Raw genomic sequence first — 26,529 nt, 5'->3', positions numbered from 1 at the left:
TAGTAAGACAAAAGTCGCAAATGCGACTTGATTAGTTTGGCTGATATTATCACATCAAATATCAGCGTTGCGTTAGAAGCAAACACAGCATAGACCATATTTGCCACTAACCACAATTGCGTGAGACGGAAGTCTTATACGTCTAGTAATAGACGTGTCGGATCTTCAAGCATCTCTTTTACGGTTACCAAGAAGCCTACTGACTCTTTACCATCAACAATTCTGTGATCGTAAGAGAGTGCAAGATACATCATTGGCAAAATTTCTACTTTCCCATTAACCGCCATTGGACGATCTTGGATTTTATGCATACCCAAGATAGCGCTTTGAGGAGGATTAATGATTGGTGTAGACATTAGTGAACCAAAAACACCGCCGTTCGTGATGGTGAAGTTACCACCTTGTAGATCAGCCATTGCTAGCTTACCGTCACGACCTTTCAATGCTAATTCTTTAATACCCTTCTCAACACCGGCCATACCTAACGTATCGGTATCTTTAAGAATTGGTGTTACCAATCCACGTGGCGTTGATACTGCAATAGAGATATCGAAGTAGTTGTGATAAACAATATCATCACCGTCAATAGACGCATTCACTTCAGGGAAGCGCTTAAGGGCTTCAGTCACTGCTTTCACATAGAAAGACATGAAGCCAAGGCGAATACCGTGACGTTTTTCGAAACTCTCTTGGTACTGCTTACGCAATTCCATAATAGGCTTCATATTTACTTCGTTAAACGTAGTAAGCATGGCCGTAGAATTTTTCGCTTCTAACAAACGGTTCGCGATTGTCTTGCGAAGACGTGTCATTGGAACGCGTTTTTCAGTGCGATTTCCAACCGGTAAGTCTGGTGTTGCTTCGCTTGATGAAGAAGCTGCCGCAGGTGCCTTATTGCCACCTTTCAGGTGCTTTTCAACATCTTCTTTAGTGATGCGACCATTTTTACCTGTGCCTTTAACACTAGATGCATCGACACCTTTCTCTGCAAGTAAACGACGAACTGATGGGCTTAATGCATCGCTGCTATCATCGCTCTCGTCACTATCATCTGCAGGAGCAGACGCAGCAGCGCCGCCAGAAGCGCCTTCTACAAACTTAGCAATCACTTCTTCAGCGGTTACCGTTGCACCCTCTTCGGCAACAATTTCTGACAGTGAACCATCAGCAGGAGCTACCACTTCAAGTACCACTTTATCCGTCTCAATATCTACTAGATTTTGATCGCGCGATACCGCTTCGCCAACACCTACGTGCCAAGTAGCGATAGTAGCGTCAGCAACAGACTCTGGTAATACTGGCACTTTTACGTCAGAAGCTTTACCAGCAGGTGCGCTTTCAGACTTATCAGCTTTTGCTGGTCTAGACTCTTTTTCAGAGTCAGACGAGTCTGATTTAGCCGGAGCAGCAGCGCCGCCCTCTTCAAGTTTCGCGATAACCTGCTCACCTAAAACCGTTGCACCCTCTTCGTTCAAGATCTCACCGATTGTACCGTCCGCTGGCGCTACAACTTCTAGAACTACTTTATCAGTTTCAATATCAACCAGATTCTGGTCTCGTTTAACTGCATCACCGGCTTTAACGTGCCAGGTTGCAATGGAGGCATCGGCAACTGACTCAGGTAGAACCGGAACTTTTATCTCAATTGTCATTTCTGTTCCTTATTTAATAGTGAGAGCGTCTTCAATCAGTGCTTTTTGCTGCTGATTGTGAACGGATACATAACCTACTGCAGGCGACGAGGATGCTTCACGACCCGCATATGTTAACTTTGCACCTTCTGGAATTGCTTGCCAGAAATGGTGTTGGCTACAGTACCAAGCGCCCTGATTTTGAGGCTCTTCTTGGCACCAAACCCAATCTTTTACGTGACTGTACTGTGCCACAATTTTTGCGCATTCTTCTTGCGGGAAAGGATAAAGCTGCTCTAAACGAACAATAGCAACATCGCTTTGTTCGTTCTTACGGCGTTGGTCCAGCAAATCGTAATACACTTTGCCCGAACACATTACCACGCGCTTGACGTCTTTCGGATCTATGTCGTCAATTTCACCGATAACGTTGTGGAACTTACCTTCACTGAGTTCTTCAAGAGAAGATACAGCCAGCGGGTGACGTAATAGTGACTTAGGCGACATAACAATAAGTGGCTTACGCATAGGGCGAACCACCTGACGACGCAGCATGTTATATACCTGCGCTGGCGTTGACGGAACACACACTTGCCAGTTGTGATCGGCGCACATTTGTAAGAAACGCTCTAGTCGCGCTGAACTATGCTCTGGACCCTGACCTTCGTAGCCATGTGGTAACAAAACAGTTAAACCACACAAGCGGCCCCATTTTGCTTCACCTGAACTTAGGAATTGGTCAAACACAACCTGTGCACCGTTGGCGAAGTCACCAAACTGGGCTTCCCAAATGGTTAAACAAGTCGGTTCGGCAGTCGCGTAACCATATTCGAACGCCATTACCGCTTCTTCAGACAACACGGAATCGTAAATTTCTATTTCGCCTTGGCCTTCTCTTATATGTTGCAGAGGAAGGTAAGTCGAACCGTCTGTCTGATTGTGAAGTACCGCGTGGCGGTGGAAGAACGTACCGCGACCACTGTCTTGGCCTGTAATACGAATATCTTCGCCCGCATCAACAAGGGTAGCGTAAGCTAAATTTTCTGCCATACCCCAGTCGAGAAGCTTTTCGCCAGCGACCATAGCTTTTCTGTCTTGATATAACTTGTTTACACGAGACTGAAGCTTGTGGTCTTCAGGGAAAGTCGTAATAGACTCACCCAATTCTTTAAGTTTTTCTACACTTACGCTGCCGTCGTACGGCGTATCCCAGTCGTGACCTAGATACGGAGACCAGTCAACGCTGTGCTCTGTCATCGGGCGCCACTCTTCTACAACACAAGCTCCGTGATCAAGCGCTTCGCGATACTCTTGTAGATAGCGGTCCGCATCACGCTGCTCAATAACGCCTTCAGCAATGAGCTGATCGGCATATATAGCACGTGGAACAGGATGCTTCTTGATTTTTTGATACATTAACGGCTGTGTTGCGTTAGGCTCATCAGCTTCGTTATGACCGTGACGGCGATAACAAACCAAATCGATAACCACATCTCGCTTAAACTTCTGACGATATTCAAGCGCTAGTTGGGTTACAAACGCAACGGCTTCAGGGTCGTCAGAATTTACATGGAAGATAGGAGCCTGAACCATTTTCGCAATATCAGTACAGTATTGCGTAGAGCGGGTATCTTCCGTTTTTGACGTAGTGAAACCAACTTGGTTATTGACTACGATACGCACAGTCCCGCCGACAGCAAAGCCTCGGGTTTGTGACATATTGAAAGTTTCTTGTACAACGCCCTGACCTGCTACAGCCGAATCACCGTGAATGGTGATAGGCAATACCGTATTGGTATCGTTTTCGCGGCGAACAAGACGTGCTCGCACAGAACCGATAACCACAGGGTTAACAATTTCCAAGTGAGATGGGTTAAATGCTAACGCTAAATGAACGTTGCCGCCTGGGGTGGCAAAGTCAGAAGAGAAACCAGCGTGGTATTTAACGTCACCTGCACCAAGTGAATCGTCGTGCTTTCCTGAGAACTCGTCAAACAATACTGACGGGTTCTTACCTAGCACGTTAACCAACACATTTAATCGGCCGCGGTGGGCCATACCAATAACCACTTCTTTAGTGCCAGCCGCGCCGGCTTTGGTTATTAGCCCTTTTAGCATGGGTACTAACGCGTCGCCACCTTCAAGAGAGAAGCGTTTTGCGCCAGGGAATTTCGCACCAAGGTACTTTTCCATGCCGTCAGCAGCAGTAAGCCCTTTAAGAATGCTTAATTTCTCGTCACGAGAAATTTCTGGCTTAGCCTGCACCGATTCAAACTTTTGCTGTAACCAACGTTTTTGGTCGGTATCGGTAATGTGCATATACTCAGCACCGATAGAACCACAATACGTTCTGTTTAGCGATTTGACTAATTCACCTAACGGAAGCGACTCTTTACCAATGGCATATGAGCCTACGTTGTAAACAGAATCGAAATCTTCTTCAGAGAGGTTATGGTGAGAAAGTTCTAGGTCGCGCACTCTAGCTTGTTTCCAAAGCCCTAGCGGGTCAAGGTTAGCGTGCTGATGTCCGCGAAAACGGAATGCATTAATAAGCTGGAGAACTTTAACTTGCTTGCCGTCTGAACCACTTGCAGAGGGTGCCGTGGAGCTAGACATTCGTGCAGTTGGACCTAACGCAGCAAGTTTCCTAAATTGATTTTTAATTGCTGTATGATTAGTTTCTAATGCTACGCCATCAAGATTGGGGAGGTTATCGAAGATTTGGCGCCATGTTTCGGAGACGCTTTGAGGGTCTTCCAAATAGGCTTCATACAACTCTTCAACATAGGCAGCGTTGGCACCTGCCATGTGCGAGGAATCCCACCACGCTTTCATCACGCTTTCTTGCATTTAATTTGCCTTGCTACGTTTTATAAAATCTAGTTAACAATCAAGTACTATTATAAGGCTATTCTCAACAGAACCAAGTGTTATCACTATGAATACATAAAAAAATAGCCATCCTAACTGGATGGCTATTTAGAGCATCAAAAATCTGTGACTAACTTAGTTAGTAAAGATTCGAACTAAACAGCCCGAGACAGAAGCATAGACTTTATTTGTCCAATTGCTTTTGTTGGGTTTAATCCTTTCGGGCATACGCTTACACAGTTCATAATACCATGACAGCGGAATACGCTAAAGGCGTCGTCCAGCTCGTTCAAACGCTCGTCTGTCGCCGTATCACGGCTATCGATTAGGAAGCGATAAGCATGTAACAACCCTGCTGGGCCGATGAACTTATCTGGATTCCACCAAAATGACGGACAAGATGTTGAACAACAAGCACATAAAATACACTCATACAGACCATCTAACTTCGCACGCTCTTCAGGAGACTGCAAGTGCTCTCGAGCAGGTGGCTGTTTTCCATCGTTGATCAAGAAAGGCTTAATCTTCTCGTACTGAGTGTAAAATTGCGTCATATCAACAACTAGGTCACGCACTACGGGTAGACCTGGAAGTGGACGTACAACAATTTTGCCCTTTCCTAACGCTGACAGTGGGGTAATACAAGCAAGACCGTTCTTGCCGTTCATATTCACACCATCTGAACCACATACACCTTCACGGCATGAACGACGGAAGGACAACGAGGCATCTTCTTCTTTCAATGCAATCAGTGCGTCTAGTACCATCATGTCTTGACCTTCCTCTACTTCTAGAGTGTAGTCTTGCATGCGTGGTTTAGCGTCAACATCTGGGTTATAACGGTATATCGAAAATTCTAATTTCATTATCGTTACCTCTCTTAATACGAACGCGCTTTAGGAGGGAATGCCTCTCTAAGTTTCGGCGCCATATTGACATCACGTTTGAGCATTTTTTCAGTGTTCGGATCGTAAATGCTGTGGCATAGCCAGTTGTCATCATCACGATCTGGGAAATCGAAGCGGCTGTGCGCGCCACGGCTTTCCGTTCTGAAATTCGCTGCTACTGCTGTGCTATACGCGGTTTCCATCAGGTTATCAAGTTCTAGGCATTCAATACGCTGTGTATTAAAGTCTGAGCTCTTATCGTCAAGGCGGGCATTCTGCAAGCGCTCGCGAATTTCGCCAAGCTCTTTCAGGCCGTCAGCCATTGCATCACCTTCACGGAATACTGAGAAGTTAAGCTGCATGCATTTTTGCATGTCTTTCTTGATCTGAACTGGGTCTTCGCCCTTGCCAGTCTCTGAACTTTCCCAGCGGTTAAATCTAGCCATTGCTGCATCTAGGTCAGACTCTGATGCGTCGCGACTTGGTGCCATATCAGATAGTGTCTTGCCAAGGTGCATACCCGTTGCGCGACCAAATACAACCAAATCAAGTAGTGAGTTACCACCTAGGCGGTTTGCACCGTGTACTGATACACAAGCAATCTCACCACAAGCAAATAAACCATTCACAACTTTATCGTTGCCGTTTTCGTCCACTGCTAAGCACTGACCGTCTACGTTAGTAGGAATACCGCCCATCATGTAGTGACACGTTGGTATTACTGGAATTGGCTCTTTAACAGGGTCAACGTGAGCAAAGGTACGAGACAACTCAAGAATACCAGGCAGACGTGATTCAAGTACGTCTTTACCAAGGTGGTCAAGCTTAAGTTTGATGTGTGTGCCCCAAGGACCCTCACAACCACGACCTTCTCTAATCTCAGTCATCATTGAACGAGCAACAACGTCACGGCCTGCTAAGTCTTTCGCATTAGGTGCATAACGTTCCATGAAACGCTCGCCGTCTTTGTTGAGTAGATAACCACCTTCACCACGACAACCTTCAGTAACTAATGTTCCTGCACCAGCGATACCCGTTGGGTGGAACTGCCACATTTCCATATCTTGAACCGCAACACCAGCACGTAGTGCCATACCAACACCGTCACCAGTATTGATGTGGGCATTAGTGGTAGATGCGTAAATACGACCTGCGCCACCTGTTGCTAGTACGACTGCGCGAGACTTAAAGTAAACGACTTCGCCAGACTCGATGTCGATTGCTGTACAACCAACAACGTCACCGTCTTGGTTTTTCACTAAATCAAGGGCATACCATTCAGAAAATACTTTTGTTTTATTTTTTACGTTCTGTTGGTAAAGAAGGTGAAGAAGCGCATGACCTGTACGGTCAGCAGCAGCTGCTGTACGTGCCGCTTGCTCGCCACCAAAGTTTCTTGATTGTCCACCAAAAGGACGTTGATATACTTTTCCGTTTTCAAAACGAGAGAACGGTAGACCCATATTTTCCATTTCTATAATGGCTTCAGGACCTTCCTTACACATGTATTCGATTGCATCTTGGTCGCCGATGTAATCTGACCCTTTTACAGTGTCATACATGTGCCATTCCCAGTTGTCTTCATGTGAATTACCTAGCGCAACAGTAATACCACCCTGTGCAGACACAGTATGAGAACGGGTTGGAAAAACTTTTGATAACAGTGCACATGACTTACCAGACTGTGAAATCTGTAGCGCGGCACGCATACCTGCGCCACCAGCCCCAATTACTACTGCATCAAACTCGTGTACGGGTAAACTCATCTTACACTCCCCACAATACAAATAGGCCGACAGCTACGTAGCCAAAAGCGATGATATTTAGTATATATTGTAATCCCGCGCGCAGACTTGTTGACTTAACATAGTCTGATAGTACCTGCCAAAGGCCGATACGTACGTGGATCATCACTGCGATTAGTGCTGCCAATGTGAAAACTTTCATAGCTAAACCAGAGAATAACCCACGCCATTCGACGTAACTTAAGCTACCGCTGGTTATAAAGTACCACGCCATGAAAATCGAGTACGCGAAAATAATTGCTGCTGTCGCACGAAGTGATACGTAATCTTGTACACCATCGCGCTTCATACTTGCTTGGTTGGTTACCATAATGCAACTCCCAATACTACGGTCAGTACAATCCATAGTGCGATTGTTGCTTTTGCACTATTGTTGCCTGACTCTAATTCTTCCCAGTGACCTAAATCCATAACAACATGTCTTAGGCCGCCTAGAATGTGATACGTCAGCGCTGAAGCTGTGCCTATTGCGACAAATTTTCCAAAGAAACCGTCCATTATTGCTTGAACATTCGCGAAGCCTTCAGGCGACTGAACAGATACTGCCCATGCCCAAATAACGAAAAGTAACGCGAAGAACATTGCAACACCGGTTACGCGGTGGAGAATTGACGAAATAGCAGAGGGCGGAAATTTAATAGTATTGAGTTCTAAATTTACTGGTCTTTGCTTTTTCACAATGTATGCCTGTTTAATCCGTAGGGATAAGAATTACTTGTATTTATTATGTCCTGAACAAGTGAATTCGCTTTTAACCTGTTAATTGCCTCATCCATTGAGTTGTTAACAATTTGTGAACTTATCTTTAATGCTTTTAACAGAATAATTATTCTAGTATTCAAGCACCGCCGAGTATATCCAGCGTAGTATATAATTACAATTTTTTGTGTCGTAGTAAGACTTTAGTCTGAATTAACACTTTATTGGTAACTATTTTAAATAAAAAGAGATCACAATTGCTCCAAACCCGCCGCTTCTAACGTACAAACGCGTGATTTAGGTTATCAGTGCTGGGTTTGTGTGACCACATTATATCGAGCAAGTTAATGTCTTTTAATGTAACCGGTTAATTATTCTGCATGAAGTATATAAGCTTGTAACGCAACGCATCACAAAAACATCGATTAATGATTTACCTTTTCCCAAAAGTAATTAAAAATATTGGGGTATAAAGGAAAGTGGTGTTTTCATTTAGTAAATAGTGAGTAACAAAGTTGCTAATACAAATCTCGGTGATAGAGAATATTTATTATACATATATGCAATAAAATTGACTTATTGGTGCATAATAAAGTACAAATACGCCCACTTTTCCCAATTAAGCGGACATTTTCGTCCGTTTTGCTGCAAACAGAACCATTCTGAGGAGAGCAATATATGGCAGATCAAAAAGCCATTCTTAAAGCCGGCGACAAGGAAATCGAGCTTCCTATTTTGTCTGGCACAGAAGGACAAGATGTAATCGACGTCCGTTCAGTTGGACAACACGGTTATTTTACTTACGACCCTGGTTTTATGGCTACAGGATCTTGCGAGTCTAGCATCACTTACATTGACGGCGCTGCCGGCGTACTTCTTCACCGTGGCTTCCCCATCGAAGAACTAGCGCGCGACGCTGACTACCTAGAAGTATGCTACATGCTGTTACACGGTGACGCACCGTCTACAGAGCAATACGAGGAATTTAAAGAAACAATTACTCGTCATACAATGGTTCACGAGCAAATTAACATGTTCTTCCATGGTTTCCGCAACGACGCCCACCCTATGGCGATGTTGTGCGGTACTGTTGGTGCAATGTCATCGTTCTATCACAGCGACCTTGACGTTTCTAACGAAGAACAGCGTGTACGCAGTGCACACCGTTTAATCGCGAAAATGCCTACACTTGTTGCTATGTGTTACAAGTACAATGTAGGTCAACCGTTCGTATATCCTCGTAACGACTTAAGCTATGCAGCTAACTTCTTAAACATGATGTTTTCTGTACCTGCTGAAGAACATAAGATTAGCCCTGCAGTTGAGCGTGCAATGGACCGTATCTTTACGCTTCATGCTGACCACGAGCAAAATGCATCTACCTCTACCGTTCGTCTAGCTGGTTCATCTGGTGCTAACCCTTATGCGTGTATCGCTGCAGGTGTTGCGTCTTTGTGGGGTCCTGCTCACGGTGGTGCAAACGAAGCATGCCTTAACATGCTAGAAGAAATCGGTACTGTTGACCGCATTCCAGAGTTTATCGCCAGAGCGAAAGACAAGTCTGACCCATTCCGCCTAATGGGCTTCGGTCACCGTGTTTATAAAAACCACGATCCCCGTGCCACCGTTATGCGTGAAAGCTGTCATGAAGTACTCAGTGAACTTAACGTAAAAGATCCACTGCTTGAAGTAGCAATGGAACTTGAAAAGATTGCGTTGAGCGACCCGTACTTTGCAGAGAAGAAGTTATTCCCTAACGTGGATTTCTATTCTGGTATCGTACTTAAAGCGATTGGTATTCCAACTAACATGTTTACATGTATCTTTGCGTTATCGCGCACAGTGGGTTGGATTTCACACTGGCATGAGATGATGAGCGATCCAAAACAAAAAATTGGTCGTCCTCGTCAGCTATACACCGGTCACAGCCAAAGAAAATATACCCCTATAAAGTAGTTATGAACTAACTGCCTTTTTAGGTTGTAAAAATAGCGCCACGATTGGCGCTATTTTTGTTTATGGCGTATTTTTTTAAAGGAGTACAAATGCCCTATTCTGCACTTGGTCTTGGTTTAGCAGGTTTAATACCGTTTATTGCTATGCCGCTGGCCTACGTATTTAATATTTTATCCATTACGCAAAGCGCAACGTACTTCGTACAGTATTCCGCAGTGTTACTTTCTTTCTTTGGTGGCGTTCACTGGTGGGATGCAATTAGCAATCAGCGCTACGACAAGCAAATGTATTTGGCCATGTTGCCTACTATTGTGGGATGGCTGTGTCTTGTCTTCGCCAGTGATGTAAAGGTTCTCGGTGTGCTGTCGTTGAGCTACGTTGCCGTTATGCTTTACGATAAATTCACTCTCAGCCTACCAAAAGACCAGATTGTGAGTTACATCGGATTACGCATGGGATTAACCACCGTTGCGGTAGTCAGTCATGCCTGGATGATATTTCTATTATCATAAATATAACGATGTAAAAAAGCAGACCGCCACAGCTCGTTTGAGCTGTGGTGCGGTCTCGTCACTCTTACTTAGTGGCTCTCATAATTAGCGTCTCTCTTACATTGCCACAGTGTTTCTTGGCGAGTCTCTTATGTTGCAAGTGTCCCATTTTTATACGCCTCAAACGCCTCCATTATTTCTTGCTGCGTATTCATAACGAAGGGTCCGTATTGAACAATGGGCTCATTAATCGGCTCACCAAATACCACAATACACTTGCATTCACCCTTGGCAAGAAGCGTTAGTTGTGAGTTTTCAGTACTTGTGGACGACAGTACCCCGAGTTCTGTTGCGCTGAGCGTATTTTCCAATGCTGCTGATTCTGGGTTTACCGTCAACGCCCCCTCATAAACATAAATAAACCCCTCTTGCATTCCCTTAATATTAATAGAAAGAAGAGAGGGCTCATCCTCGGTGGGTGTAAGATGAATATCAAAAAACGACGGTGCAACAGCGGTGGTTTTTACAGGTCCAGTAACACCGTCAAATTCACCAGCAAGCACCTTCACTGTGGCTCCGTGACTATTTACAACCGGTACGTCTGACGGTTGAATGTCTTGGTAGTTTGGCGATGACATTTTTTCATGAGACGGAAGATTCACCCATAATTGAAAGCCTTGAAGCAGGCCCTCTTCTTGCTCTGGCATTTCTTCATGGATAATACCTTTACCTGCATTCATCCACTGGATCCCGCCTGCCTCTATAACCCCCTCGTTCCCCACGGAATCTTTATGGCGCATCTTCCCTGCCAACATATAAGTTACCGTTTGGAACCCCCTATGGGGGTGAGCAGGAAAGCCAGACAAGTATTCATCCGGTTTATCGGAACCAAAAAAATCGAGCATCAAGAATGGGTCAAGCCTAGGGAGCATTGGCTGACCGATGATACGTGTTAAAGAGACACCGGCCCCGTCACTCGTGGCTACTCCTTTGACCCGTTTTGTGACCGAGCGTTGAGTAACAGCATTTTTTTGATCATTAGTGTTTGAATTCATAACAGGTGCTCTCGCTCATTTACCGATGTTTTCTCTGCCATGGGCAGACATCAAATCTTGAGGTGGTCCCACTGGAATAACCTGGGTTGGGTTAATCATGGTATGACTAAAATAATAGTGACGCTTTATATGGTCAAAATTGACGGTTTCTGCCACGCCAGGTACTTGGTAAAGCTCTTTCATATACCCGAATGTATTGGGATAATCGGCTATTTGCTTTTTATTACATTTAAAGTGTCCGTGATACACGGGGTCGAAGCGTATTAAGGTGGTAAATAGACGCCAGTCTGCCTCGGTTAGCGTGTCTCCCACTAAATAACGCGATGAGGAAAGACGAGTTTCAACCTCTTCAAGGGCATCGAACAACGCATTGACGGCTTCTTCATACGCCTCTTGTGTAGTGGCAAAACCAGACTTGTACACACCATTATTAATACTGTGATAAACCAATTCGTTAATTTCGTCGATGTCAGAGCGTAATAATTCAGGGTAATAATCATCATCGTTTCCTGTTAGCGCATTAAAGTCGCTATTGAGAATTCGAATGATGTCTGCTGACTCGTTGTTAACAATGGTGTTGAGTTTTTTATCCCACAAAATTGGCACAGTAACTCTTGTCGTAATATCAGGGTCAACCTTGGTGTATAGCTGGTGAGCAAACTCAAAGTTAAAAAGTGTATCGCCAGTTGCACCAGGATAATCTCCAAATTCCCATCCGTTATCGAGCATTTCTGGATGCACGACAGACACGTCGATGTGGGATTCTAGCTTTTTAAGCTTGCGAAAAATCAGTGTTCTGTGGGCCCATGGGCACGCTAAAGATACATACAGGTGATAGCGCCCGCTTTCAGGGGCAAACTTACCGTCACTGTCCCCTATTCGATGACGGAACTTACTTGCCTGCCGTTCAAATTTGCCGCCACTTTTATCAGTGTCGTACCATTTATCTTGCCACTTTCCATCAACTAATAAACCCATAACCATACCTCTTTGATAAGGCCGCGCTGACCGTTGCCGTACATTGCAATCGACGTTCTTTTTAAAAAAGGTCAACGCGCCTAAATGTTGAACGCCTTAATTTCGATAGATTAATTAAAACATGTAATTTATAGAACGTATGTTGACTTAATACGGATTTATCATTCTAAAAAAGCTAAAGAAACTAGGGCGTGTTTATCTTTGTTGTACGAGTTTTGGGCTAAATGGAAGCATTTTAATCACGAAACAGTCCTGTAGGCCTAGTGGGCTAAGTCAAAGGGCCCAAATAATTAGTGACCGGTTATGAGTACAAAAAACGTATCGTCGATGTTACATGTTGAGTCCACTGATGATTCTGGCAATGATTTTTGCGGTGATTTCTGAGAAAATACTCCCCGTTCCAATTTAGGTACAGCGAAGGTTGGTAAAAAGTGTAGCTAGGGCGCTAATAGAGTGCTGATAAAGTGCTGATAAAATGCAGAACAAAGCGCCGAACTATTAATTGAGCTATACACTGATTTTGTCATTGAGCTATTTACGAAGCTAGCCACTGAATTGGCCGCAAAGCTTTTGCCTATTATTTACCGTGCTGTGCGAAATACTAAACGCCAAATAAAATGCGAATTAAATTACGAAAGAAAGTGCGATAAAGATGTTTAGCGCGCAACAAGCCATTCGCAGAGATAAACAACACTATTTGAACACGCTTATTTCATTGAGCGAGTCATAACGAACTGAGTAGAATTACCATGTCTGAAGACCCACGGTTAGGTGGCATAGTGCGCCTGTACGGCGCAGAACAAACCCATGCACTAGCAAATAGCCATGTTGCCGTTATTGGCATAGGTGGCGTGGGCAGTTGGACCGCAGAGGCTCTTGCGCGCTCGGGTGTAGGCAAAATCACCCTAGTAGACTTAGATGATGTGTGTGTCACTAACACGAATCGCCAAATCCACGCACTCAATAACACAATAGGCGAGCCGAAGGTCGAGGTAATGGCATCTCGCATAGCGCAAATCAATCCTGCGTGTGACGTTGCAGTGATTGAAGATTTCATTACTCCTGAAAATACAAAAAACTTGCTAACAACTGAGATGGACATGGTTGTGGATGCTACTGACAGTATTCGCGCTAAAGCAGCCATGATTGCCCACTGTAAACGCAATAAAATTCATATTGTTACTGTTGGCGGCGCAGGCGGTCAGATAGACCCTACCCAGGTGACTCGGGGCGACTTGTCAAAGACAACCCAAGACCCTCTTGCAGCAAAGCTTCGAAGTGAATTACGACGTTTTTACAATTTCAGTAAAAACCCTAAACGCCGTTTTGGCGTTGAGTGTATCTACTCCACTGAACAGCTTCGCTACCCTCAGCCAGATGGCTCTGTGTGTTTTAGCAAATCAGCAATGGAAGGTGGAACCCGACTAGATTGCGCTGGAGGCTTTGGTGCCGTTGTCACAGTAACGGCTACATTTGGCATGTTCGCAGCAGCAAGTGTTATAAACCGATTAACGGGTAACAAGTAATTTAAACGCGCTTTCATATTACCTTAGGGCAAACAACCTGTTATATTTCAATGTCTATTGTGTTGTCATGCCCGCTGTATTGTACTGAATAGCACGTGTAAATCTTAATTTACCGCTGTATCGCCTAACAAAGGAGAAGACTGTGTCACCAGAAGAGCTCAATAAATTAATGGCCGATTGTGCATCCGACGCAAAGGTTGTCGCATCTAAAGAGTTCGACATCACTCTTGATGATTCACCGCAAAGCATTGCAACGGTAGATGACGTTTTACTTAGCTTTATCGATAAGTTTCATGACCAAGCTCTAGAAGATGAGGCGGTTTTTACTATTTGTAATATTTTTGGCGCCTACGTGGGTGAAATATTAAAAAATCAAATTGGCGGCGAGTGGATTTACGATCAGTCAAACCCGAAAGCCCCAACTGTCTTTTTAGGTGTTGGCGGCAATACGTATGCATTAGCTGGCATTTGCTACGAGCGATTGGTCAACGACAGTCAAGTGAGTGTTTATGCCTACTATGAACAAGCCTTGCTCAACCATAAGCACTAATGCTGCTATGACTAACAAGAATAAGGGTTAGCTCCCTTAGCTTTTGTTAATTCCTTCATCCGGCTGTTCACCCTTATCTTCAGCATCGTTTTTTGAGGCGTTTTGATTTTTGCATTGCTCTTTGTTTTGCTCGTCAGGCGTCTCAGCGGTCTCCACGAAGGGTGTTGCCCAATCGTAAATCATCCACTTTAAGTGGCGACTACGGGTTACCACATAGAGTGTCACTGAATAGAGTAAAATCTTTACTGCCGTAACCACCTCAAAACCCCATTGATGATGCATGAGATAATAGATTTGAGACGTGAGTAGAATAAGCACCCCTATTTGTATGAATGGCAAAATACAATGACGCCAACTTACAAGGTCGTGCTTCCATAAGCGCTCTCTTTGACTGATCAATACAAGAGTGAGCAATACTGGCAAGCTCGCTACTAAATTAAGGCCTAAGGCTTCCTTTTGAGGATAGAAAAAGGCAAGCAGATCAGTTGTTTGTGTACGAGATGCAACGGAAAAAATAAACACAAGCCAATCTATACAAAGCAGTAGCAATAGCGAATACAACCAGACAGGCGGCAGTATTCGTCCAGATTCATCATAGTACTTTAAGGGTAGTTTTAGCATTGGGTCAGCTTTGTCATAATCGATTTCATTTTAGTTTTTGTTTTAGTGCTAGTCTGATTAATGGGGCTGTGAATATAAAATTAAAGCGCACCAGCTAAAAATACCGTTAATTAAAAGCTGCCTCTTTGTAACATCAACACGCCCTACTTTAGTCAAAGCCTCTGCAAAAACGTATAGCAACGAACAGCACGCCTTTTTTACTCGTGATTTAAAACGTCCAATTTGAAACTCCTGATTTAAAACGCCTGATTTAATGAAAAATGAGCAGCTATGTACTGTGTTATTGTGCCACTTACTGTATACTTTGCGCCCTTTTTAAGTCGCGCCCAATGTCCGTTGAGTCATTGGGACATCGTCATTGGCTAGGTGATATTTTAGATGACAGTAGAAACGTTTAATCCTAACAAAGTAACCAACAACACAACGACGTTAGAAACGCCGGTAAAAGTGTTGAATGAGACTAAATCGAACAACGCCAGCAACGGCAGTCGTATCGGCTTTGTTTCGTTAGGCTGCCCCAAAAACTTAGTGGATTCTGAGCGTATTCTTACTCAACTTCGCACCGAAGGCTACGATGTCGTACCGACCTATAACGATGCCGATCTAGTCATTGTTAACACCTGTGGGTTCATTGATGCCGCTGTTGAGGAGTCACTAGATACCATTGGCGAAGCACTTAAAGAAAACGGTAAAGTTATTGTCACCGGTTGTCTTGGCATTAAAGAAGACGAAATTCGCGAGGTGCACCCTAACGTTCTCGCTATTACAGGTCCTCATGCGTATGAAACCGTGGTAGAGCAAGTGCATGAGCATTTGCCAAAACCGTCTCACAACCCGTTTGCCGACCTTGTTCCAGACCACGGTGTAAAGCTTACACCAAGACACTATGCTTATTTAAAGATATCGGAAGGCTGTAATCACAGATGCACATTCTGCATTATCCCTTCTATGCGTGGCGACCTAGTGAGTCGACCCGTGGGCAATGTGCTTGATGAAGCTAAGCGCCTAAAAGATGCTGGAGTGAAAGAGCTTCTTGTCATATCACAAGATACTAGTGCTTATGGTGTTGATGTAAAACACAGAACAGGCTTTTGGAACGGCATGCCTGTTAAAACCCATATGCAGCAGCTGTGTGAAAAGCTAGGTGAAATTGGAATTTGGGTACGTTTACATTACGTGTACCCCTACCCGCATGTTGACGATCTTATTCCTTTGATGAACGAAGGTAAGATTTTGCCTTACCTCGATATTCCGTTTCAGCACGCGAGTAAACGTATTCTGCGTCTAATGAAACGCCCTGGCAGCTCAGAGCGAGTACTAGAACGAGTGAAGAAATGGCGTGAAGCCTGTCCGTCACTTGTCATTCGCTCTACATTTATTGTTGGCTTTCCTGGTGAAACAGAAGAAGAGTTTGAAGAGCTTCTCGAATTCCTACGAGAAGCGCAGCTTGACCGTGTTGGCGCGTTTGCTTATTCACCCGTTGAAGGTGCAAGGGCTAACGATCTGCCTGATCCTGTTCCAGAAGACGTTAAGCAGCAGCGCCTAACTCGCTTTATGGAAGTGCAGGGAGAAATAAGCGCGGCTCGCCTTCAAGCGCGAATTGGCAACGAATACCAAGTGGTCATTGATTACGTAGACAGCGAAGGTGCAGTAGGTAGAACGTACGCTGATGCGCCAGAAGTTGACGGCCTTGTTCATCTAAATGGCGTTTATGATGTGAAGCCTGGCGAGCGTGTTTGGGCTGAAGTAATTCACGCTAACGAACACGACGTTTGGGCTGTGCTGTCTGATGAGCAAGACGACGGTTAGTACTAATAGCATAAAGTACGTAGCACGTAATACGTACAAAAGGCGCTAATCGTAGCGCCTTTTTTGGTTCTTGGTTTTTAGTTTTTGCTTTTTACCAGGGCAACATTTCACCATTGGAATGAACAAACTGCCCGCTAGAGTCGATATTCAATTCAGAAATTCGCTCTACCAAACGCTCTGCACACGTTGTGGTATCGATATCACCAGCACCGCCCACCATTTCGGTTTGCACAAAGCCAGGATGAAACAAGCCAACCGCTATGCCTTTTGGCTTAAGATCGTTAGCTAGCGATACACCTGCGGCATTTAGCGCTGCCTTTGACATACGGTAGCCGTAATAATTACCAGAGCCGTTGTCAGTCATAGAGCCCATCCGACTTGTTATTAAGGCAACCTTGCTGCCTGAAGATAAGCGCGGCAGTAACAGTTGGGTAACGAGTAATGGGCCTAATGCATTTACTCTAAATTGATAATCAATGGTATTTGGATCCCAGTCGTCAATAGACTCTTTACCCAACACACCAGCATTATTAATGAGCACATCAATATTGATATTAGACAGCGGCGCTAATTGTTCGCCGAGTGTATCGGGCCGAGACACATCTACGCCCTGAATCACATTAATACCGGTACTGTTTAATTCGTCACAGCTATTTCGGCATGTTGCATACACTTTTGCGCCTTGCTGTTGATATTGCTTGGCCAGTGCGAGTCCGATCCCGCGATTGCCTCCCGTTATAACAACATTCATAACGCCTCCCTTTGTGTGTATTCTCTTATATGGTTAAGTTGATAAAGTTGATTTAGATGTTTTAAATTTAACTGTGTTGTCTCAGTGCAACTAACAAACGATCCAAGTCTTCAGGTGTATCGATACCTATAGGCGGTGGCGCTTTGGCCTGCTGGCAATGAATGCTATCGCCGTACCACAAGGCTCTCAATTGCTCTAGCGATTCTATTTGCTCTAAAGCGCTAGGTTCATAATTCACATATTGCTCGATATATCTTGCTCGATACGCATAAATGCCGATGTGGCGATGATAGAGCGCCGTATTTGCATCACGCTTATCAGCCATCATTCTATCCCGTTCAAAGGGAATGGGTGAGCGTGAAAAGTATATCGCTTCGTTATTCTTGTTAACCACAACCTTAACAATATTAGGGTTAAACACATCATCGGTACTGGTAACCGGTGTGGTTAACGTAGCCATCTCACACTCTTTAGCGTGTGCCAAATTAAGCGCAACTTGGCGAATATTTTCTGCGGGAATAAAAGGCTCATCGCCCTGCACATTCACCACAATGTCGTCTGCGCCGAGCGCCATTTTGCGAACCACTTCGGCAATGCGCTCAGTACCAGACTGATGGTCTGACGACGTCATGCAGACCGAGCAGAATTGACTTGCTACTTCTTCAATTCTATCGTCGTCGGTGGCCACTATAATGCGCTCTGCACCGGCTTCTTTAGCACGCTCAACAACATGCTGAATCATTGGCTTTTTGTTAATGGATGCTAAAGGCTTGCCAGGAAAACGACTGGAACCAAAACGTGCGGGTATAACAACTGTAAATGCCATAGCTTGAAGTACCATTTATAAGGGCAAAAGTCTTACTTGTTATTGTTTGAATTGCGATTGCAGAAAAACAATAGCGCTTGGTGAAAATCGCTATTGTTTTAGCGAGTCGCGTCCACTTGCTCTAACGACAAGGTCGTTGCCTTGGCTTCTATCAACACAGGAATGCCGTCTTTAATGTCATAAGCAAGACGGTCAAAACGACAAACTAAACTGTTGTTAGACTCACCTAAGACAAGTTTTCCTTTGCATACTGGGCATGCTAATACTTCTAATAGCTTTTTATCAAACGCCATCTTCTTTTTCCTTTTCGCTTTCTATAACTAACCCCGTAGAGGCTAGCTTATTATTTACTTCATTAAAAAACGCATCACTAATACGTGCACTAACTGGCAAAAACCAGCAGTCGTCGTGGGCATATGGAGCTACCTTTACCGCGTCTTTTTCTGTCATGATCACAGTACCATTAGGAATATCATCGCGAGTAAAATGATAGTGATCGGGAAACGGTAAGGACGCAACAAGATTTAGCCCCATCGCTTTTAACTGATTAAAAAAACGCTGGGGAGAACCAATGCCTGCCAGTGCGCTTACAGGCTTTTCACGAAACGAGGCTACGCTAGCCTGCTGTTTTTTATCTTGAATATTGGTGAGTTTCTCTGGCTGTAACGACATAGAAAACTGCTTTGAAACGTCGTGGCGAAATTGGGGAATGACGTCACTGTTATGAATGATTGCATCCACAGTCGCTAAACGCCACTTTCCTTCTCTTAATGGCCCCATGGGCAACAAAAAGCCGCTACCAACTTCTCTATCGTCCATTACCACTAATTCAACGTCTCGATAGAGAGCGTAATGCTGAAGGCCATCATCGCAAATAATGAGTTGGCAACCTAACTCATCAACTAAATAGCGAGCACCACGAGCACGTACTGGGTCAATTACTACAGTACAACCGCTTCGACTGGCTAACAGCCTAGGTTCATCACCTACCTCTTCGGCGTTGTCATTCTCATTCACGCTTCGCGGGTAAAAACTTGAGTTGCCGCCATAGCCACGACTTAGAATACCCACTTTAATGCCACGTCGGGTGTAATACTCTGCAAGGGCCAATACGACTGGCGTCTTTCCATTACCACCCACAGATATATTGCCCACAACGATGACGGGCGCATTCACTTTTATGGCTTTCTTAACGCCTAGTTTAAATAGCAGTCTTCTACCTGCAGAAACGCAGTAAAAAAGCAGCGTGAGGGGCGCTAACAACCACACCAATGGGTGTCCGCCATACCACTTTTTTACCAAATTACTCACTTAGCATCACCAAACTGCAGTGCATGAAGTTGTGCGTAATGACCATTTTTCTCGAGCAGTTCGTGATGGCTGCCTTTTTCGATAATCTGCCCCTGCTCGACCACCATAATAGCATCGGCACTTTCAATGGTAGACAGTCTGTGTGCCACCACAATACTCGTGCAGCGTTTTTGCAGTGTTTCTAATGCATCTTGAATTAACTTCTCAGACTCTGTGTCTAACGCCGACGTTGCCTCATCAAGAATCAGAATAGGCGCCTGGGCTAAAATAGCCCGTGCGATAGCAATGCGCTGGCGCTGGCCTCCCGATAGCATCAAGCCGTTTTCACCAATGACGGTGTCCAGGCCATCTGGCAGATTAGCGAGAAACTCTTCTACATGAGCCATTTTTGCTGCGTGTTCAATCTGGCTACGGGTGACATTTTCCCGCGCACCATAGGCGATGTTGTTAGCGATGCTTTCATTAAACAGGGTAACGTTTTGAGACACTACTGCAAACTGAGCACGTAAGTCTTTAAGGTCTATGGAATTGAGCGCCTTGTCATCAATGCGAATTTCACCCTGTTGGGGTACATAGAACCGCGTTAACAAGGACGATATCGTAGACTTTCCACTACCTGAGCGCCCTACTAAAGCAATGGACTGGCCAGGGTTTGCAGTAAACGAAACATTAGACAGTGCAGGCGTTTGTTTACCGGGGTAACAAAAAGTGACGTCATCAAATTCAAGCTTTCCTGCTGCGCGCTCAAGAGGTAATGCTCCAGTATCATCTTCATCACTTTGATCTAGAATTTCAAAGATACTCGCACAAGCGGCCATACCTTTTTGGAACTGATTGTTGATGGTGGTGAGCTGTTTAAGGGGTTTTAGCAGCATGACCATACAGAACACGACATTAATAAATACCCCAGCGGTGAGTTGTTCTAACATGCCTGGCGTACTGGCAATATATAACACTACTGCCAAGGCGATGGAGGCAATAACCTGAATTGATGACACGCTGAGAATTTGAGTTACAGACAGCTTCATAGTTTGCTGACGATTGTGGTTATTCTTTTCTTTAAACTTATCCTGCTCTATTTTCTGCCCACCGAACATGATAACCACTTTATGACCGCGAACCGCCTGCTCTACTGATGAGGTAAGGTTACCCATAGAGTGCTGAATATTTTTACTTACCACCCTGAAACGCTTGCTGACAAAGGCGACAATAATGGCAACTAATGGGCCTATCAGCAGGAAAATAAGAGACAGCTGCCACGAGTAATAGAACATTACCCCTAAAAGGCCTATTACTAATGCACCCTCTCGAATAAGGGTAAGCAGTGCTTTTCCTGATGCATTGGCAACTTGCTCAGTGTCGTAGGTAACTTTACTAATAAGCCCGCCAACGGCGTTGTTATCGTGAAAAGACACCGGCAGGTGAATATACTTTTCAAATAGCTGCTGACGCATACGCATAACCACTTGAGCACCAATCCAGCTCAATGTGTAGGTACCTAAGAAATTGAATATGCCTCGCAACAAAAACAAAGGGACAATGGCATAAGCGGCAAGGCGCAAGTATTCGTGATCATTTTTTCCCAATGACTCATCAATCATGGGTTGAAGCTGCGCAAAAACAAAAGTGTCCACCGCCGAATAGCCAATCATACCAATGATGGCAAATACGAAAGGCACCTTGTACACCTTTAGGTAGCTAAGAAAGCGCTTAATTTGAAAATCCGAGGTGTCGGCTTGCTGCATGAATTATTTTCACCCGTCTTGTCGTTTGCTAATTTTTTAAATGCGTAATTAAATAAGGTATTAAATACGGTATTCGGTAACTTCTTCGATAAATTGCCTGATAAATTATCCGATAATTAAAGCCCAACGCATTGTTGTGTCTTTAACTAGGTTTTTTGACCTTTGCTGCCCCTTTACTGCCCCCTTTTACTGCCAAATAAATGCAGCGGCATGTGCTGCCTAAACAAGGGTGATGTTTTAAGACTTGCTAGCCTGAATAGAAAAACATCTAACACGGAATAAACGGTACTAAAACCTTTGCTTTATTGTACTCGTTATTCATTCAATTCACTAATTTCACTCCTTATTTGCTTAAAATGCCACCGACACTTTCAGTATCAGGTCAATGAGGTTCACGACTTGATGAGAGATGAGTCGGATATCGAGCGTCGAGATACCAACGCTTATTCAAGTCAAACCGCTGAGAATGAACAGTGAAACCTGTGGTGTTTTGATTGAAATAAGTGCGGCTATCTGCGGGAAATGAAACGGTTAAATAACCATGGTAGCTTGTCATAAAGTAGGGAATATTAAGTGCCTCATAACCCGAGATAACTTCCTTTGCAGGAAACTGCCATCGGTTCTCAAAACCTTGAGTGAAAATTGCCGCTTTAGGCGCCACGTATTTCAAAAACACGTCAGTAGAAGAAGTATTGCTGCCATGATGCGGTGCAATAAGAACATCAGCTTTTAGGTTTGCCTGTGAATTAGGCAAGGTTAGAATGGCGTATTCAGTAGTGCGCTCGATATCACCCGGAAACAAAACACTGCGCTGGCCGTCGGTTATTTTTAACACGCAAGAATGGTCATTATTGTTTATTGTATTGCCCACCTTTGGCCATAAAAAATGAATGGCCAGTCCCTGCCATCGCTCTACTCGCCCACGCTCACAGTTTTTTGTGGGTGAAAACCACAATGCATTTTGAGCTAGTGGCGAAGATGCTAGCGCCGCTTTGCCTCCGGCATGATCGTTGTCTTTATGTGTATGAACAATAATGTCTATCGACTCCACGCCTTCTCTTTTAAGTAAAGGTAGCAACACCGAGCTCGCCGTATAGGCTAGGTTACGATAGCTAGCGCCCGAGTCGATAACCATGGCTCTTTCGTCTTTAATTACCACTATTGCACTGGCCTGCCCTGCATCTAACACATGCACCTTCCATTGGTCAGGATTTGAGGGGATATAAAAGGCTAAAAGCGGAGTGATTAGCACAAACAGCGCATGTCGCTTGTAACGCCATGGGGGAGCGATGATGACCATCATAAAAACTAAAAGACAGGCTGCTACTTTCGAATCAATGTGAATATTAATTGCTGCCCAGTCATAGTGGGCAATGTAGCGTAAAACACTAAGTAACCACGATAGAGCACTATCTAAATAGATGAAAAGACACTCAGCCATTTGATAAACATTATCTACTGCGCTTCCATCTACAGCGTCTTCTTTCGAGGGTTGTACTAGGGTAAGTACCAGTAAGATAATGAGAGCGGGAGGCAGTAATAATGTAATTACCGGAATAGCAATAATATTGGCAATCAACCCCGCTACCGACAGTGAATTAAAGAAAATAATGGTTAAAGGCGCCATAAATACGCCCAGTAAAAGCTGTAAAATCAATAGGGTTTTAAACCGTGACCCATTTTCTGTGCGAAACCGTGTGGTAAGAAACCAAATATAAAAGACGGCACACACGCTTAAATAGAAACTAGCGCTTAAGATAGACAATGGAAAAAGTACAATACTCATTGCCACCATAGCGGTGGCTAAGTGTATGGGTCGGTAGGCAATAAAAAGCAGTGAGAACACACTGGCAATAGTGAGTAGCACGAACGCTCTAACAACAGGGAGTGCCAGACCACTTAACGCAGCATAGAACCCGCAGACCACCCACACGGCCCCGATAATCAGTATTCGGTATTTTATGGCAAACACTGGGGTTAATGTATGGGACTCTTGTAGAGATAACAGCAAAGAAGCGAACCAATGAGGGAGACGCGTCATTGAAATCAAAGCCTGCACCACTCTCTTTATGTAACTTGCAATGAGCAGAAACCCGGCGCTGAGTAATAACGTGTACGCTGCGACGACACCTAAATGCATTCCCGAAATACTAAAAAGGTGCCCAGTGCCGGTAACCTGCAAAAGCTGCCAATGAGATTTGTCGAAATTAACACGTATTCCTACTAATAACGCTTGCCACCAAATGCGGTTTTGAATGTCGATAGTATGTAATACCGCAGCCATTCGTAATCGGAAGCTGTGTTTATGGGTAACAGACGCCGAATACAAAGTTTTGATGTATCCAGTTACATGAACGTTATCTACCAGTAGCTGCTTTTGTTTATTAAACCCAACGGGATTTTGAGTGCTGTATCTCGGTTTTAGCTTTACCACCGCTGTAAATTCATCGCCGTTGTGTAGGCAGTGCTCCGCATCCGCACCTTTTACAAATGTATAAGTAGACATAGTTAACAGCCCTTTCTTACCCATCAATAACTCGGTAGCTCTTTCTATTTCGCTTTCTGTTTCCCCTTCTGTTTCGGTTTCTGTCTGGTTTTTTAAGCTGCTCTCTTTCTCAATCTCTGTCGTTCTATCTAGTCTCCTGCGTTGGTTTTCACTTCTATCATGTGCGTTGGTTCGTATTTCAGTCTGGGCGCGATTATACGGCGACACCGTTGGTTCAAAGGCAATAAATTTTACCAAGTATTTATAGCTTTTTTCGCATGTAGAAAGGTGATCAGACTGGAGATTGTCAGATGGGATACACCCGCCCTTAAGTACACGAGCTCGAATTGTGATCTCTTTTTGAATTTTGTCGTTTGGTAGTTGCCAAGCATAGTGTAAATACCCTACACTCGCTTCCATCAGTGCTCCGGCAACACAACCGTTCAATACTAATATACAAAAGCAGATGCCTTTACCGGCTTTAACTTTTAAAGTGTCCAACGTATTGTTGAAGTGTTTGCCATACAGGGATAGAAGTATGGGCAGCAGGCATAAAGTACACAGAATCGCTAACTCGATTTTGCTAGGTAGCCGAGGCCAAAAGACGGCACTTAACGTACCTAGGCAAAAACTGATTAGCCAAATTGTGATACTATTTACCATGTGACTACGTAGTCATTAATGCGGATTGCGTGGTGTGTGGCAAGTGAAGCACGTTCAGCGGAACATATTTTCTTTTTTATTAGTAATGGATTGCGAGCTATCATGTTCTATTTGACTCTAATTTTAAGACGCATCGAAGTTTATGCCTAAGAAATTCATACGACGCTTTTTGCCTGATCATCAAAGCATTAAGAAAAACAAAGCACTCAAAATATTTGGCCATGTGCTTCATGAGCCAAATCTGTGGCATTTGAATCGTCGTTCTGCGTCGGGCGCTTTCGGCATAGGACTTTTCTTTGCATTCTGGCCAGTGCCCTTTCAAATGTGGCTGTCTGCGGGCGTTGCCATTCCTTTTAGAGCGAACATTCCACTTTCAGTCGCCACCGTATGGATAACGAACCCCTTCACTATTCCGCCTATATTTTATGGCGCATACAAGGTGGGTACTACTGTACTGGGGACTAAGCCTGAGCATTTTGAATTTCAGTTTAGTTGGCAATGGGTGGTGGAAAGCATAAACACCATTGGGCCTGCGTTTTTGGTTGGCTGTGGTATCTGTTCAGTAGTATTTGGTCTGCTAGGTTACTTATCGCTTAACTGGATATGGCGCTTTCAAGTGAGTAAAGCGTGGGAGCGCAGAAAGCAGAGACGGAATATGAAGGCGAATTCGCTGTAATATAGCCCTGCCCCCCTTCAATCACATTGCTATCGCGATGAAGAGTGTTGTTAACACAATGAACAACGGCGCCGTATGTGATTGATATACTTTCTAGCGCCGCTATCCACTTTTTAAAGCATCTCTAACCTTCGTGTTCATCAAGAAATGCAATTAGTGCAGCTTCGTCCCACACTGCAACATCAAGCTCTTGAGCCTTGGTTAACTTAGAGCCTGCCTTTTCACCTGCAACCAAAAAGTCCGTATTTTTTGAAACTGACCCAGCAACCTTTGCACCTAGTAACTGAAGTCGCGATTTAGCATCTGTTCGGCCCATTTCATTGAGCGTTCCGGTGATAACGCAAGTTTTACCTTTTAGCGGCAGGCTGTCCTCTCGAGGCTTCTCTACGGTAGGCCAATGGATGCCTTCACTTAACAAGGCGGCAATTACATCAGTGTTGTGCGCTTCATTAAAGAAATTGAAAATATGCTCGGCCACAATAGCGCCTACATCTTGCACCTCAATTAGTGACTCAATGGACGCCTCTTGAATAGCCTCAAGCGTGGTAAAATGCATTGCAAGGTTTGCAGCCGTGGCTTCACCTACCTCACGAATACCTAACGCATATAAGAATTTCGCTAATGTGGTTTGCTTAGATGCCTCAAGTGAGTCTAACAATTTAGACGCCGACTTCTCAGCCATTCGTTCTAAGCCAATTAAGCCACCAAGCGACAAGGTAAAGAAATCTGCCGGACTGTGCACTAAATCAGCATCGACGAGCTGATCCACAAGCTTATCGCCAAGTCCGTCAATATCAAACGCCTTACGAGAAGCGAAATGCTTCAGTGCCTGCTTGCGCTGTGCAGGGCAAATCAGCCCTCCTGTGCAGCGCGCAACAGCTTCGTCTTCTAATTTCTCTGCCTTCGAGTCACACACAGGACAATGGGCTGGAAAATTAATATCTACCTCATCACCAGTACGGTTAGCTTCTACCACAGACACCACTTGAGGAATAACGTCGCCGGCCCGTCTTATCACAACGGTATCGCCAATTTTTACGCCCAAGCGCTCTATTTCATCTTGATTGTGAAGCGTTGCGTTCGATACGGTTACGCCGCCTACAAAAACAGGCTCGAGTCTAGCCACAGGCGTTACTGCAAAGTGTCACCAGAGCAACCTAATTTCAATTAGAGAACATCCGGTTATATTAGAC

The 26,529-nt window shown here is 44.4% G+C and carries 21 protein-coding genes and 1 pseudogene; 6 read left to right on the top strand and 16 right to left on the bottom strand.

The genetic code is table 11. The features are described 5' to 3' along the window. Positions 1 to 134: 134 nt before the first annotated feature. From odhB to sdhC, 6 genes are all read right to left on the bottom strand, one after another. Positions 135 to 1,652: a 2-oxoglutarate dehydrogenase complex dihydrolipoyllysine-residue succinyltransferase gene (gene odhB / locus JV36_RS0102985; protein WP_032094183.1), complete on the bottom strand. Its 1,518-nt coding sequence runs from the start codon at positions 1,650 to 1,652 to the stop codon at positions 135 to 137. A gap of 9 nt (positions 1,653 to 1,661) precedes the next feature. Then, positions 1,662 to 4,481, bottom strand: coding sequence for a 2-oxoglutarate dehydrogenase E1 component (sucA, locus tag JV36_RS0102980; RefSeq protein ID WP_032094184.1), 2,820 nt, complete (start codon positions 4,479 to 4,481; stop codon positions 1,662 to 1,664). Positions 4,482 to 4,657: 176 nt separating this feature from the next. Next, on the bottom strand, positions 4,658 to 5,368 hold the full coding sequence (locus JV36_RS0102975) for a succinate dehydrogenase iron-sulfur subunit (protein ID WP_032094185.1): 711 nt from the start codon (positions 5,366 to 5,368) through the stop codon (positions 4,658 to 4,660). Positions 5,369 to 5,382: 14 nt separating this feature from the next. Then, on the bottom strand, positions 5,383 to 7,155 hold the full coding sequence (gene sdhA / locus JV36_RS0102970; RefSeq protein WP_032094186.1) for a succinate dehydrogenase flavoprotein subunit: 1,773 nt from the start codon (positions 7,153 to 7,155) through the stop codon (positions 5,383 to 5,385). A gap of 1 nt (position 7,156) precedes the next feature. Then, the gene (sdhD, locus tag JV36_RS0102965; protein WP_032094187.1) at positions 7,157 to 7,504 is read right to left on the bottom strand and encodes a succinate dehydrogenase, hydrophobic membrane anchor protein; all 348 of its coding nucleotides are present in this window, start codon (positions 7,502 to 7,504) and stop codon (positions 7,157 to 7,159) included. Next, the gene (gene sdhC, locus JV36_RS0102960) at positions 7,498 to 7,872 is read right to left on the bottom strand and encodes a succinate dehydrogenase, cytochrome b556 subunit (RefSeq protein WP_032094188.1); all 375 of its coding nucleotides are present in this window, start codon (positions 7,870 to 7,872) and stop codon (positions 7,498 to 7,500) included. Before sdhC ends, sdhD begins: the two co-directional genes overlap by 7 nt. Positions 7,873 to 8,571: 699 nt before the next feature. Here sdhC and JV36_RS0102955 point away from each other — a divergent pair. Further along, positions 8,572 to 9,849 (top strand): citrate synthase, encoded by a 1,278-nt coding sequence (locus JV36_RS0102955; RefSeq protein WP_032094189.1) that lies wholly within the window; start codon positions 8,572 to 8,574, stop codon positions 9,847 to 9,849. Between the two features lie 89 nt (positions 9,850 to 9,938). After that, positions 9,939 to 10,361 carry a DUF3429 domain-containing protein gene (locus JV36_RS0102950; RefSeq protein ID WP_032094190.1) on the top strand — a complete coding sequence of 141 codons (423 nt, stop codon included), beginning with the start codon at positions 9,939 to 9,941 and terminating at the stop codon, positions 10,359 to 10,361. 128 nt (positions 10,362 to 10,489) lie between these two features. Here JV36_RS0102950 and JV36_RS0102945 read toward each other — a convergent pair whose 3' ends face one another. Further along, on the bottom strand, positions 10,490 to 11,395 hold the full coding sequence (locus JV36_RS0102945) for a pirin family protein (protein WP_032094191.1): 906 nt from the start codon (positions 11,393 to 11,395) through the stop codon (positions 10,490 to 10,492). A 15-nt stretch (positions 11,396 to 11,410) separates the two neighbouring features. Continuing rightward, the gene (locus JV36_RS0102940; RefSeq protein ID WP_032094192.1) at positions 11,411 to 12,373 is read right to left on the bottom strand and encodes a glutathione S-transferase family protein; all 963 of its coding nucleotides are present in this window, start codon (positions 12,371 to 12,373) and stop codon (positions 11,411 to 11,413) included. 749 nt (positions 12,374 to 13,122) lie between these two features. On the opposite strand from JV36_RS0102940, the gene tcdA reads away from it, so the two are divergent. Together tcdA and JV36_RS0102930 are read left to right on the top strand one after the other, a co-directional pair. Continuing rightward, positions 13,123 to 13,899, top strand: a complete 777-nt coding sequence (gene tcdA, locus JV36_RS0102935; protein ID WP_032094193.1) for a tRNA cyclic N6-threonylcarbamoyladenosine(37) synthase TcdA — start codon at positions 13,123 to 13,125, stop codon at positions 13,897 to 13,899. 142 nt (positions 13,900 to 14,041) lie between these two features. Continuing rightward, positions 14,042 to 14,449 (top strand): hypothetical protein, encoded by a 408-nt coding sequence (locus JV36_RS0102930; protein ID WP_081926505.1) that lies wholly within the window; start codon positions 14,042 to 14,044, stop codon positions 14,447 to 14,449. 36 nt (positions 14,450 to 14,485) lie between these two features. On the opposite strand, the gene JV36_RS19190 is transcribed toward JV36_RS0102930, so the two are convergent. Continuing rightward, a complete protein-coding gene (locus JV36_RS19190) occupies positions 14,486 to 15,070 on the bottom strand; it encodes a DUF2919 family protein (protein ID WP_081926504.1) in 585 nt (194 codons plus the stop codon). A gap of 378 nt (positions 15,071 to 15,448) precedes the next feature. Here JV36_RS19190 and rimO point away from each other — a divergent pair, with 378 nt between their 5' ends. Beyond that, positions 15,449 to 16,879, top strand: coding sequence for a 30S ribosomal protein S12 methylthiotransferase RimO (gene rimO, locus JV36_RS0102920; RefSeq protein ID WP_032094194.1), 1,431 nt, complete (start codon positions 15,449 to 15,451; stop codon positions 16,877 to 16,879). A 91-nt stretch (positions 16,880 to 16,970) separates the two neighbouring features. Here rimO and JV36_RS0102915 read toward each other — a convergent pair whose 3' ends face one another. From JV36_RS0102915 to JV36_RS0102890, 6 genes are all read right to left on the bottom strand, one after another. Beyond that, positions 16,971 to 17,630, bottom strand: coding sequence for an SDR family oxidoreductase (locus JV36_RS0102915; protein ID WP_032094195.1), 660 nt, complete (start codon positions 17,628 to 17,630; stop codon positions 16,971 to 16,973). Positions 17,631 to 17,697: 67 nt separating this feature from the next. Continuing rightward, positions 17,698 to 18,456 (bottom strand): 3-deoxy-manno-octulosonate cytidylyltransferase, encoded by a 759-nt coding sequence (gene kdsB / locus JV36_RS0102910; protein ID WP_032094196.1) that lies wholly within the window; start codon positions 18,454 to 18,456, stop codon positions 17,698 to 17,700. Positions 18,457 to 18,554: 98 nt separating this feature from the next. Further along, positions 18,555 to 18,749, bottom strand: a complete 195-nt coding sequence (locus tag JV36_RS0102905; RefSeq protein ID WP_032094197.1) for a Trm112 family protein — start codon at positions 18,747 to 18,749, stop codon at positions 18,555 to 18,557. Further along, complete coding sequence (lpxK, locus tag JV36_RS0102900; protein ID WP_032094198.1) at positions 18,739 to 19,767, bottom strand: tetraacyldisaccharide 4'-kinase; 1,029 nt, start codon at positions 19,765 to 19,767, stop codon at positions 18,739 to 18,741. The genes JV36_RS0102905 and lpxK overlap by 11 nt, the downstream gene beginning before the upstream one ends. Beyond that, positions 19,764 to 21,512 carry a lipid A export permease/ATP-binding protein MsbA gene (gene msbA, locus JV36_RS0102895; protein ID WP_032094199.1) on the bottom strand — a complete coding sequence of 583 codons (1,749 nt, stop codon included), beginning with the start codon at positions 21,510 to 21,512 and terminating at the stop codon, positions 19,764 to 19,766. Before msbA ends, lpxK begins: the two co-directional genes overlap by 4 nt. A gap of 382 nt (positions 21,513 to 21,894) precedes the next feature. Then, positions 21,895 to 24,417, bottom strand: coding sequence for a DNA internalization-related competence protein ComEC/Rec2 (locus tag JV36_RS0102890; RefSeq protein ID WP_032094200.1), 2,523 nt, complete (start codon positions 24,415 to 24,417; stop codon positions 21,895 to 21,897). 385 nt (positions 24,418 to 24,802) lie between these two features. Here JV36_RS0102890 and JV36_RS0102885 point away from each other — a divergent pair, with 385 nt between their 5' ends. Continuing rightward, a complete protein-coding gene (locus JV36_RS0102885) occupies positions 24,803 to 25,336 on the top strand; it encodes a DUF2062 domain-containing protein (RefSeq protein WP_032094201.1) in 534 nt (177 codons plus the stop codon). 124 nt (positions 25,337 to 25,460) lie between these two features. On the opposite strand, the pseudogene ligA reads toward JV36_RS0102885, so the two are convergent. Then, positions 25,461 to 26,474 (bottom strand): annotated as a pseudogene (gene ligA / locus JV36_RS19050) (NAD-dependent DNA ligase LigA); the annotation flags it as partial. Positions 26,475 to 26,529: the final 55 nt, after the last annotated feature.

Source organism: Alteromonas sp. LOR, assembly GCF_000753865.1.
Lineage (GTDB): Bacteria > Pseudomonadota > Gammaproteobacteria > Enterobacterales > Alteromonadaceae > Alteromonas.
Note: the sequence above shows the minus strand (reverse complement) of the source record. Positions and strands in the feature narration are given on the sequence as shown.